We start from the raw sequence: 10,054 nt of genomic DNA on the forward strand, positions 1-10,054 counted from the left end.
AGGGAACGATGTTACAGCCGCCTAAAGTCCTGCTGCTGTATGCCCATCCTGAGCCACAGGATTCAGTAGCAAATCGCGTTTTGTTGCAACCTGTGCTGGATTTAGAGCATGTTACGGTTCACGACTTATATAGAGCTTATCCAGATTTTTTTATTGATGTTTACCATGAGCAACAACTGCTTCGTGAACATCAGGTAATTGTCTTTCAACATCCATTATATACCTACAGTTGTCCTGCTTTATTAAAGGAGTGGATGGATCGCGTGCTGACGCGGGGGTTTGCCAGTGGTACCACCGGCTTGGCATTACAGGGGAAATATTGGCGTTCAGTGATCACCACCGGAGAGCCGGAAGGCGCTTTCCGGGCTGATGGTTATAACTTCTATCCGATGGAAGAGATTCTTCGCTCTTTTGAACTGACAGCATCCATGTGCCGTATGCATTGGTTATCACCGATAATTATTTATTGGGCACGTCGTCAAAAACCTGAACTTCTTGCTATCCATGCTAATGCTTATCGTGAGTGGCTCAAATCGCCATTATCATTAGGAGGGCTATAGCTATGGAGCATTCAGCGCAACTCAACGCCGGGGTATTATTTTTATTTGCTGCGGTAGTGGCAGTGCCGATCGCACAGAAATTCAGGATTGGGGCAGTATTAGGTTATCTGTTCGCCGGGATTGTCCTTGGCCCGTGGGGGTTAAGCTTTATCAGGGATGTTGATGATATTCTTCATTTCTCTGAGTTGGGGATCGTTTTCCTGATGTTTATTATCGGCCTTGAACTTAATCCTTCTAAACTCTGGCAACTCAGGCGATCGATTTTTGGTGTTGGTGCGGCCCAGGTTATTTTCACCGCAGGTGTGCTGGCTGGGCTGTTATATCTGACCGATTTTTCGTGGCAGGCGGCGGTTATCGGTGGTATCGGGATGGCGATGTCCTCAACAGCAATGGCTCTGCAACTGATGAAAGAGAAGGGCATGAACCGCAATGAAGGCGGGCAGCTTGGTTTCTCTGTTTTGCTGTTTCAGGATATGGCGGTGATCCCGGCTTTGGCGGTGATCCCGCTTCTGGCAGGTGAAACAGCATCCAGTGACTGGTATCGGATAGCGTTAAAAATAGCCGCCTTTGCCGTTATGTTGCTGGGTGGTCGTTATCTGTTACGTCCGTTGTTTCGTTTGGTCGTCAGAGCTGGGGTACGTGAGGTGTTTACTGCGGCGGCATTATTGGTGGTGCTCAGTTCGGCGTTGTTTATGGAAGCGCTGGGTTTTTCTATGGCACTGGGAACCTTTATCGCCGGTGTATTGCTGGCAGATAGTGAATATCGCCACGAACTGGAAATATCCATAGAACCGTTCAAGGGATTACTGTTAGGACTGTTTTTTATTTCGGTAGGTATGTCCCTGAATCTGGGCGTGCTACTGATACATTTGTCCGATGTGTTACTTGGCGTATTGGCTTTGGTCATTGTGAAAGGCGTTGTTCTTTATCTTATCGCATGGACTGCGGGCTTACGGGGTTCATCCTGCTTGCAATTTTCCGGCGTTCTCAGCCAGGGCGGAGAATTTGCTTTTGTTCTGTTTTCTGCCGCACTGGGCCAGAATGTACTCAATAGCGGGCAGATGGCTTTGTTGTTGGTTGTAGTGACGATATCAATGATGACAACGCCGCTTGTGATGCAACTGATAGATGCCATTTTGGCACGCCGTTATAATGCTCCGGATGAGACGGAAGAGCAGCCATTTGTGGAAGATAACGATCCACAGGTGATTTTAGTTGGTTTTGGCCGGTTTGGGCAGGTAATAGGCCGTCTTTTGATGGTGAATAAAATCCACATAACGGTGCTGGAGCGTGATGTCAGTGTTGTCAGTACCATGCGGCGTTATGGCTACAAAGTTTATTATGGTGATGCGGTTGAATTGGAATTGCTTCGTGCGGCAGGGGCGAATAAAGCCAAAGCGATAGTTATTACCTGTAATGAGCCGGAAGATACCATGATGATCGTTCATTTATGCCAAAAACATTTCCCGAATCTGCATATTATGGCGCGGGCAAGAGGACGCTTGGAAGCGCATGAACTGCTACAGAATGGCGTAGAAAATTTCACCCGCGAAACTTTCTCCAGCGCATTGGAATTGGGCCGTAAGACGTTGGTCGGATTGGGAATGCATCCGCATAAGGCTTATCGTGCAAAACATCATTTTCAGCGGTTGGATATGCGGATGCTGAGAGAATTGATGCCACAGATACAGGGTGATGTGGCTCAGATATCCCGTATAAAAGAGGCGCGACGGGAACTGGAAGAGTTGTTTGAGCGGGAAATGCTGAATGAGCGTCTCCAACCGGATGGTTGGAATGAACACGAACATATGACGAGTAGCGGAGCAAACAATGACAGTAAGCCGTAAAAGATTTATTGCTGGTGCTGTCTGCCCTGAATGTCACTCTCAGGACACGCTGGCAATGTGGCGGGAAGATCAGGTGGATGTGGTGGAATGTGTTCATTGTGGACATCAACAACGCCAAACTGATGAGAAAGTGGCCTCTCATGTGAGAAAACAGGAGCAGGTTATTGGTATTTTTACACCACAATAATTGTATGAATTTTAATGCGGGTGGGTACAGGGGCTTAGAATTCCGCTACAATCGGTGAAATTTTTAGGCCCACGGGTAGGAGATGTCATGAAAGTAGCAAAAGACTTGGTAGTCAGCCTGGCTTATCAGGTAAGAACGGAAGATGGTGTTTTAGTTGATGAGTCACCGGTGAGTGCGCCGTTGGACTATCTGCATGGCCGTGGTTCATTGATCAGCGGTTTGGAAAAAGCGCTGGAAGGCCGTGAGGCTGGTGAGAATTTTGATGTCAGCGTACAGGCTGATGATGCCTATGGTCAGTATGATGACAATTTGGTTCAGCGTGTGCCAAAAGATGTATTTGTTGGTGTTGATGAATTGGAAGTTGGCATGCGTTTCCTGGCTGATACCGACATGGGACCGGTACCCGTAGAAATCACTGCGGTTGAAGATGAGCACGTTGTGGTTGATGGTAACCATATGCTGGCTGGTCAGAATCTGAAATTCAATGTTGAAGTTATTGCTATCCGCGAAGCGACCGAAGAAGAGCTGGCTCATGGTCATGTTCACGGCGCGCATGGTCACGAACATGGTGAAGGGGGTTGCTGTGGTGGTCACGGCCATGACGATGGTCACCACCACCACAATGAAGGGAACGGATGCTGCGGTGGCGGTAGCTGCCATTGATAGATTAAAGCGGATTATCAGGCTTTAATCTTCAAAAAAGCGGGGCAAGCTTGGGAGAGTCGGTTTCTCTTACTTGCCCTGTGTATTGTGACTGGTTGTTTTTTTACTTAGTTAAAATCAGTAATGAGGTGGTGGCGTTTCTTCAGACTGTGAAGCGACCATTGATGGTTGAGTGGCTTTCAATCGTTCTGTCATCAACCGCAAATGCTCCCTCAACTTAGCCATCTCCATTTGCTGCTCAGTAACCACTTCGTTCAACTCTTCGATAGTGATTTCCTGAAAGGCAACTCGGCTTTCCAAATGTTCAAGCCGTTGCTCAAATTCTGACAGATCCATGATTTTCTCCCGTTTCAGGTCGTGTATGACTTGTGTTAGACACCTCATATTAATTAAGAGTAACCTATTATGCCCAGAATATTCTGTGAAATAGAGTTGTTATGAAACCTCTTTTCATTCATGTTGTCTTAACAGTTTTGGGGCACTAAAAAGCAGCAAATATTGTGTTGTGCTCCTGTAGACAGTTATAGTGACTTGATTGCATAACTTTTGCTGACGGTAAATATCCCCCAAAGTTATTGGAGAAATAGATGAAATTATTGTTTAAAGTGACCTTGCTTGCTGCCACATTGGCGATGGCTTTCAGCGCTCCTCAGGCGTTGGCTGCTAAAGCGGATAGTCAGAGCAGTACAGAATTGAACAGCGCATTTAAAACGGAAGATCAGCAAAATGCTTATGCTCTGGGCGCATCTTTAGGGCGTTATATGGAAAACACTCTGAAAGAGCAGAAATCTCTGGGTATCCCATTGGATAAAGATCAATTGTTGGCGGGTGTGCAGGATGCTTTTAATAACAAGAGCAAACTGAATGACAGCGAAATTGAAAATACTTTGCGTGCATTTGAAGGCAAAGTGAAGTCTGCGGCTGAAGCTAAGATGGAAAAAGAAGCCAGCGATAATGAAGCTAAAGGCGCTAAATATCGTGAAGCATTCGCCAAGGAAAAAGGTGTCGTTAAGAGCAAAACCGGCCTTTTGTATAAAATAGAAAAGGAAGGGAGTGGTAAAAAGCCTGCGGCAAGTGACACTGTCGTCGTAAACTATCAGGGAGCATTGATTGACGGCAAAGAGTTCGACAGTTCATATAAGCGTAATGAACCACTTTCTATTCGTCTGGACGGCGTTATCCCTGGCTGGACAGAAGGTCTGCAAAATGTGAAAAAAGGCGGAAAAATCAAACTGGTTATTCCACCAGAGCTGGCCTATGGTAAGGCTGGTGTTCCAGGCATTCCTGCAAACTCTACATTAGTGTTTGATATTGAGCTGCTGGATGTGAAAGCGGATACCAAAGCTAAGTAATCTATTCACTCAGTATCTTTGATGAATGTGGATAAAACCGTTGGTAGAGATTCTGTCAACGGTTTTTTGTTACTGAAAGCTGTGATAGAGGCCAAATGTCTGAATAGCTATGGCTTGACGATAATGTAATGTGGTTTTAACGTCACTATTTGATGTGAATGAAAAGATCTTTGACTGAGATCTCTGTTAAGCTGCGATAGTTGAATTTTCACAAGAAATTTTTATACGTTTATCACGTTGTGTTTTTAGCAAGACCTTGTCTGCGTTTGAAGGATGGTGTATTTAATGTCTAACCCGTTATTATCTGGTGATATCAATGATATCGATTTATTGGAAAACCAACCGTTTACTGAAACGGATCGCGAAATTTTAAAATCTTATGAAGCCGCAGTTGATGGCTTGGCTATGCTGATTGGTGGGCATTGCGAGATTGTCCTTCATTCACTGGAAGATCTTAAATGTTCAGCGGTCAGAATAGCTAATGGAGAACATACAGGTCGTAAAATAGGTTCACCTATCACTGATCTTGCGTTGCGTATGTTACATGACATTACAGATGAAGACTGTAGTGTATCCAAAGCCTATTTTACCCGAGCGAAAAGCGGCTCATTGATGAAGTCTGTCACTATTGCGATCCGCAACCGGAATCGCAGAGTGATCGGCCTCTTGTGCATTAATATGAATCTTGATGTCCCTTTCTCTGAAATAATTCAGACATTTATTCCAGAGGAAACCCATGACGTTGCACCAACAAATGTAAACTTTGCATCATCCGTGGATGATTTGGTTGCGCAAACGCTGGAATATACTATTGAAGAAGTTAATATTGATCGCAATGTATCTAATAATGCAAAGAACAGACAGGTGGTTCTGAATCTCTATGAGAAAGGCATTTTTGATATTAAAGACGCAATTAATCAGGTTGCTGAGCGTTTAAATATTTCTAAACATACTGTTTACCTCTATATTCGCCAGTTTAAAAATGGGGAATGCTTAGGGCCCGAACGGTAATGTCTTCGCTGTCTTATTGTCTGCTGGTCACGGGGCCTGCGTATGGCACCCAGCAAGCCAGCAGTGCTTACCAGTTCGCGCAAACTTTGATTGCGATGGGACATAAACTGAATACCGTATTTTTTTATCGGGAAGGGGTTTATAACGGTAATCAATTGACCACGCCAGCCAGTGATGAGTTTAATTTGGTTAACGCGTGGCAGATGATGGCAACAGAGCATCGGTTTGGCATACATATTTGTATTGCCGCTGCTCTTCGCCGTGGTGTCCTTGATACGCAGCAGGCGAATGAATTGAATTTACCTGTTGCAAACCTGGCTGAAGGGTTTGAATTAAGTGGATTGGGAACGCTTGCTGAAGCCATGTTGACGTGTGATCGTGTGGTGCAATTCTGAGAGGCAAAAATGAAAAGAATTGCTTTTGTCTTTACAAAAGCACCTCATGGTGATTCTGGCGGCAGAGAAGGTTTGGATGCATTATTGGCAACCTCAGCATTAACAGAAGAGATTGGTGTATTTTTCATTTCTGATGGTGTGCTGCAACTTCTGCCGAATCAGCAACCTGACAGGATCCTCGCCAGAAACTATATTGCTACGTTTAAGGTCTTGCCTCTGTACGATATTGAAAAATATTATTTGTGCCAGGAAGACCTTATCATGCGTGGGTTAAGCGCAGTCCGCGGTTGTATTCTGGATGCGGAAGTGATACCCGCAAAAGCGATTCGTGAAAAACTGGCTGGCTATGATGTGGTGCTGACATTCTGAGCGATTGGAAGGACGATGATATGCTATATACTGTTGGCCGATCCCCTTATCAATGTGATTTCAATGTAATATTCAATCTGTTTGCCAGTGGTGATGACATACTGTTTATTCAGGATGGTGTACTGGCAGGCATTGATGGTAATTGCTATCTTCCGGCTTTAATGAGTCATGGCGTTACATTGTATGTTCTGAAAGAAGATATTGAGGCGCGGGGATTGGCAGGTCGTATTTCGGACAAAGTACAAGTTATCGACTATACTGACTTTGTTAACCTGACGGTAAAACACCATCAACAATTCGCCTGGTAGTCAGAGAAAATGTATATTTCTTGACACCCCGGCGAGTCAGCCATAAAATTCCGCGTCCTCGTGTTTTGCCGTCAGGGCAGACAAGAGATTTTATCCGTGTTTACGAAGCAAAAAAACCAGGAGTTTTTTTAATAATGGCAACTATTAACCAGCTGGTGCGCAAACCCCGCAGCATGAAGGTTGCAAAAAGCAACGTTCCTGCTCTGGAAGCTTGCCCACAGAAGCGTGGCGTATGTACTCGCGTATATACCACCACTCCTAAAAAACCAAACTCCGCACTGCGTAAAGTATGTCGTGTGCGTTTGACTAACGGTTACGAAGTTTCTTCCTACATCGGTGGTGAAGGCCACAACTTGCAGGAACACTCCGTAATTTTGATCCGTGGCGGTCGTGTTAAAGACTTGCCAGGTGTGCGTTACCACACTGTGCGTGGTGCACTGGACTGTTCCGGTGTTAAAGACCGTAAACAAGGTCGTTCTAAGTACGGTGCGAAGAAGCCAAAGGCTTAATGGTTCTCCGTTAAGTAAGGCCAAACATTTTCACTTTAATGTCAAAATAAACTCGTAGAGTTTTGGACAACCCTGAATTCGAAACGGAGTATTTCCATGCCACGTCGTCGTGTAATTGGTCAGCGTAAAATTTTGCCAGATCCAAAGTTCGGATCTGAATTACTGGCCAAATTTGTCAATATCCTGATGGTAGATGGTAAAAAATCTACTGCGGAAGCAATTGTATATAGTGCGCTTGAGACCCTGGCTCAGCGTTCTGGTAAAGAACATCTGGAAGCGTTTGAACTCGCACTGGATAACGTGCGTCCAACCGTGGAAGTTAAATCCCGCCGTGTTGGTGGTTCTACTTATCAGGTTCCAGTTGAAGTTCGTCCGGTTCGTCGTAATGCTCTGGCAATGCGCTGGATCGTTGAAGCTGCTCGTAAACGCGGTGATAAGTCTATGGCCCTGCGCCTGGCGAACGAACTATCTGACGCAGCCGAGAATAAAGGCTCTGCTGTTAAGAAACGTGAAGACGTTCACCGTATGGCAGAAGCTAACAAGGCGTTCGCACACTACCGTTGGTAATTCCATCGTAGTGATATGCCCTGGGTGGCAGCTCTGCCACCCAGATTTAAATTGAACGTCCTAGGAATAGAGGAATCAAATGGCTCGTACAACACCCATTGCACGCTACCGTAACATCGGTATCAGTGCACACATCGACGCCGGTAAAACCACCACTACCGAACGTATTCTGTTCTACACTGGTGTAAACCATAAGATCGGTGAAGTTCATGATGGCGCTGCTACTATGGACTGGATGGAACAGGAGCAGGAGCGTGGTATTACCATCACCTCCGCAGCAACAACTGCTTTCTGGTCAGGTATGGCTAAGCAGTTTGATGCGCACCGTATCAATATCATCGACACCCCAGGCCACGTTGACTTCACTATCGAAGTAGAACGTTCTATGCGTGTCCTTGACGGTGCGGTCATGGTTTACTGTGCGGTTGGTGGTGTTCAGCCACAGTCTGAAACCGTATGGCGTCAGGCGAATAAATATAAAGTTCCACGTATCGCGTTCGTTAACAAAATGGACCGTATGGGCGCGAATTTCTTACGCGTTGTTGAGCAGATCAAAACTCGTTTGGCTGCAAACCCAGTACCTCTGCAATTGGCAATTGGTGCAGAAGATGGCTTCACCGGTGTTGTTGACCTGGTGAAAATGAAAGCTATCAACTGGAACGAGGAAGATCAGGGAACTACCTTCACTTATGAAGATATTCCAGCTGATATGCAGGATCTGGCTGAAGAATGGCGTAACAACCTGGTTGAAGCCGCTGCGGAAGCATCAGAAGAGCTGATGGAAAAATACCTCGGCGGTGAAGAGCTGACCGAAGAAGAGATCAAAGCGGGTCTGCGTCATCGTGTTATGACTAACGAAATCATCCTGGTTACCTGTGGTTCTGCATTTAAGAACAAAGGTGTTCAGGCAATGCTGGATGCCGTTATTGAGTACCTGCCGGCACCAACTGACGTTGAATCTATTAAAGGTCTTCTGCCAGATGGTAAAGATACCCCGGCAGAGCGTCATTCTGACGATAACGAACCGTTCTCGGCACTGGCGTTTAAAATCGCTACTGACCCATTCGTTGGTAACCTGACCTTCTTCCGTGTCTACTCTGGCGTGGTTAATTCCGGTGATACCGTTCTTAACCCAGTGAAAGACAAAAAAGAACGTTTTGGCCGTATCGTTCAGATGCATGCTAACAAGCGTGAAGAAATCAAAGAAGTTCGCGCAGGCGACATCGCAGCTGCGATCGGTCTGAAAGACGTGACTACCGGTGATACTCTGTGTGATATCAGTTCTCCAATCATTCTGGAGCGTATGGAATTCCCAGAGCCGGTAATCTCTGTTGCGATTGAGCCAAAAACTAAAGCCGACCAGGAAAAAATGGGTATCGCTTTAGGTCGTCTGGCTCAGGAAGACCCATCATTCCGCGTGTCTACCGATGAAGAATCCGGCCAGACTATTATCGCGGGTATGGGTGAGCTTCACCTGGACGTTCTGGTTGACCGTATGCGTCGTGAGTTCAAAGTTGAAGCGAACGTCGGTAAACCTCAGGTTGCTTACCGTGAAACCATCCGTACTACTGTTGAACAAGAAGGTAAATTTGTTCGTCAGTCTGGTGGTCGTGGTCAGTTTGGTCACGTATGGCTGCGTATTGAGCCAATGGAAGCAGGTGGCCCAGGCTACCAATTCGCTAACGAAATTGTTGGCGGTGTTGTTCCTAAAGAATATATCCCTGCGGTAGATAAGGGTATTCAGGAACAAATGAAAAATGGTGTTCTGGCCGGTTACCCGATTGTTGACGTTAAAGTGGCATTGTTCGATGGTTCTTACCACGAAGTTGACTCCTCTGAAATGGCGTTCAAAATCGCAGGTTCTATGGGCTTCAAAGAAGGCTTCATGAAAGCGAAACCAGTTCTGCTGGAACCTATCATGAAAGTTGAAGTTGAAACTCCAGAAGACTACATGGGTGACGTTATCGGTGACCTGAACCGTCGCCGTGGTATGATTGACGGTATGGAAGATCTTGCTACCGGTAAAATCGTACGTGCTCAGGTACCATTATCTGAAATGTTTGGTTATGCTACTGATCTGCGTTCTCAGACCCAAGGTCGTGCTTCTTACTCCATGGAGTTCCTGAAGTACAATGAAGCGCCGAGCAACGTCGCTCAGGCTATTATCGAAGCTCGTAAAGCTAAATAAGCTTTTCGGGTTTAATATCTAGATTTAGCTCCCTCCCCATATAACGAGGGAGCGATATTAAGGAATAGAGTCGTGTCTAAAGAAAAATTTGAACGTAA

The 10,054-nt window shown here is 45.8% G+C and carries 13 protein-coding genes; 12 read left to right on the top strand and 1 reads right to left on the bottom strand.

From position 1 onward, the window contains the following. Positions 1-8: 8 nt before the first annotated feature. From kefG to slyD, 4 genes are all read left to right on the top strand, one after another. Positions 9-560 (top strand): glutathione-regulated potassium-efflux system ancillary protein KefG, encoded by a 552-nt coding sequence (kefG, locus tag LGZ99_RS12345; RefSeq protein WP_021322899.1) that lies wholly within the window; start codon positions 9-11, stop codon positions 558-560. 2 nt (positions 561-562) lie between these two features. Then, complete coding sequence (gene kefB, locus LGZ99_RS12350; RefSeq protein ID WP_051769535.1) at positions 563-2,407, top strand: glutathione-regulated potassium-efflux system protein KefB; 1,845 nt, start codon at positions 563-565, stop codon at positions 2,405-2,407. Next, positions 2,391-2,594, top strand: coding sequence for a YheV family putative zinc ribbon protein (locus LGZ99_RS12355; protein ID WP_021322897.1), 204 nt, complete (start codon positions 2,391-2,393; stop codon positions 2,592-2,594). The genes kefB and LGZ99_RS12355 overlap by 17 nt, the downstream gene beginning before the upstream one ends. 87 nt (positions 2,595-2,681) lie before the next feature. After that, complete coding sequence (gene slyD, locus LGZ99_RS12360) at positions 2,682-3,257, top strand: peptidylprolyl isomerase (protein WP_021322896.1); 576 nt, start codon at positions 2,682-2,684, stop codon at positions 3,255-3,257. A 117-nt stretch (positions 3,258-3,374) separates the two neighbouring features. On the opposite strand, the gene LGZ99_RS12365 is transcribed toward slyD, so the two are convergent. After that, complete coding sequence (locus LGZ99_RS12365) at positions 3,375-3,593, bottom strand: protein SlyX (RefSeq protein ID WP_021322895.1); 219 nt, start codon at positions 3,591-3,593, stop codon at positions 3,375-3,377. Positions 3,594-3,844: 251 nt separating this feature from the next. Between LGZ99_RS12365 and fkpA the strand changes: the two genes are divergently transcribed. From fkpA to fusA, 8 genes are all read left to right on the top strand, one after another. Continuing rightward, entirely contained in the window at positions 3,845-4,609 is a 765-nt protein-coding gene (gene fkpA / locus LGZ99_RS12370) for an FKBP-type peptidyl-prolyl cis-trans isomerase (protein WP_021322894.1), read from the top strand. Between the two features lie 285 nt (positions 4,610-4,894). Further along, positions 4,895-5,620, top strand: a complete 726-nt coding sequence (locus LGZ99_RS12375) for a helix-turn-helix transcriptional regulator (RefSeq protein WP_021322893.1) — start codon at positions 4,895-4,897, stop codon at positions 5,618-5,620. Beyond that, a complete protein-coding gene (tusD, locus tag LGZ99_RS12380) occupies positions 5,620-6,015 on the top strand; it encodes a sulfurtransferase complex subunit TusD (RefSeq protein ID WP_036839754.1) in 396 nt (131 codons plus the stop codon). The genes LGZ99_RS12375 and tusD overlap by 1 nt, the downstream gene beginning before the upstream one ends. 9 nt (positions 6,016-6,024) lie before the next feature. Next, positions 6,025-6,384, top strand: a complete 360-nt coding sequence (gene tusC / locus LGZ99_RS12385; RefSeq protein WP_021322892.1) for a sulfurtransferase complex subunit TusC — start codon at positions 6,025-6,027, stop codon at positions 6,382-6,384. Between the two features lie 20 nt (positions 6,385-6,404). Continuing rightward, positions 6,405-6,692 carry a sulfurtransferase complex subunit TusB gene (gene tusB, locus LGZ99_RS12390; protein WP_036839756.1) on the top strand — a complete coding sequence of 96 codons (288 nt, stop codon included), beginning with the start codon at positions 6,405-6,407 and terminating at the stop codon, positions 6,690-6,692. Positions 6,693-6,826: 134 nt separating this feature from the next. Next, complete coding sequence (gene rpsL, locus LGZ99_RS12395) at positions 6,827-7,201, top strand: 30S ribosomal protein S12 (protein ID WP_021322890.1); 375 nt, start codon at positions 6,827-6,829, stop codon at positions 7,199-7,201. A 96-nt stretch (positions 7,202-7,297) separates the two neighbouring features. Next, complete coding sequence (gene rpsG / locus LGZ99_RS12400; RefSeq protein ID WP_023044363.1) at positions 7,298-7,768, top strand: 30S ribosomal protein S7; 471 nt, start codon at positions 7,298-7,300, stop codon at positions 7,766-7,768. Positions 7,769-7,847: 79 nt separating this feature from the next. Next, positions 7,848-9,956: an elongation factor G gene (gene fusA, locus LGZ99_RS12405; RefSeq protein WP_023044364.1), complete on the top strand. Its 2,109-nt coding sequence runs from the start codon at positions 7,848-7,850 to the stop codon at positions 9,954-9,956. Positions 9,957-10,054 lie beyond the last annotated feature (98 nt).

The organism is Photorhabdus temperata (genome assembly GCF_025384845.1).
Taxonomy (GTDB): Bacteria; Pseudomonadota; Gammaproteobacteria; order Enterobacterales; family Enterobacteriaceae; genus Photorhabdus; species Photorhabdus temperata.

Excerpts from the sequence above, each read along its gene's own strand:
- kefG (WP_021322899.1), top strand. The coding sequence starts at position 9 with ATGTTACAGCCGCCTAAAGTCCTGCTGCTGTATGCCCATCCTGAGCCA.
- kefB (WP_051769535.1), top strand. The coding sequence starts at position 563 with ATGGAGCATTCAGCGCAACTCAACGCCGGGGTATTATTTTTATTTGCT.
- LGZ99_RS12355 (WP_021322897.1), top strand. The coding sequence starts at position 2,391 with ATGACAGTAAGCCGTAAAAGATTTATTGCTGGTGCTGTCTGCCCTGAA.
- slyD (WP_021322896.1), top strand. The coding sequence starts at position 2,682 with ATGAAAGTAGCAAAAGACTTGGTAGTCAGCCTGGCTTATCAGGTAAGA.
- LGZ99_RS12365 (WP_021322895.1), bottom strand. The coding sequence starts at position 3,593 with ATGGATCTGTCAGAATTTGAGCAACGGCTTGAACATTTGGAAAGCCGA.
- fkpA (WP_021322894.1), top strand. The coding sequence starts at position 3,845 with ATGAAATTATTGTTTAAAGTGACCTTGCTTGCTGCCACATTGGCGATG.
- LGZ99_RS12375 (WP_021322893.1), top strand. The coding sequence starts at position 4,895 with ATGTCTAACCCGTTATTATCTGGTGATATCAATGATATCGATTTATTG.
- tusD (WP_036839754.1), top strand. The coding sequence starts at position 5,620 with ATGTCTTCGCTGTCTTATTGTCTGCTGGTCACGGGGCCTGCGTATGGC.
- tusC (WP_021322892.1), top strand. The coding sequence starts at position 6,025 with ATGAAAAGAATTGCTTTTGTCTTTACAAAAGCACCTCATGGTGATTCT.
- tusB (WP_036839756.1), top strand. The coding sequence starts at position 6,405 with ATGCTATATACTGTTGGCCGATCCCCTTATCAATGTGATTTCAATGTA.
- rpsL (WP_021322890.1), top strand. The coding sequence starts at position 6,827 with ATGGCAACTATTAACCAGCTGGTGCGCAAACCCCGCAGCATGAAGGTT.
- rpsG (WP_023044363.1), top strand. The coding sequence starts at position 7,298 with ATGCCACGTCGTCGTGTAATTGGTCAGCGTAAAATTTTGCCAGATCCA.
- fusA (WP_023044364.1), top strand. The coding sequence starts at position 7,848 with ATGGCTCGTACAACACCCATTGCACGCTACCGTAACATCGGTATCAGT.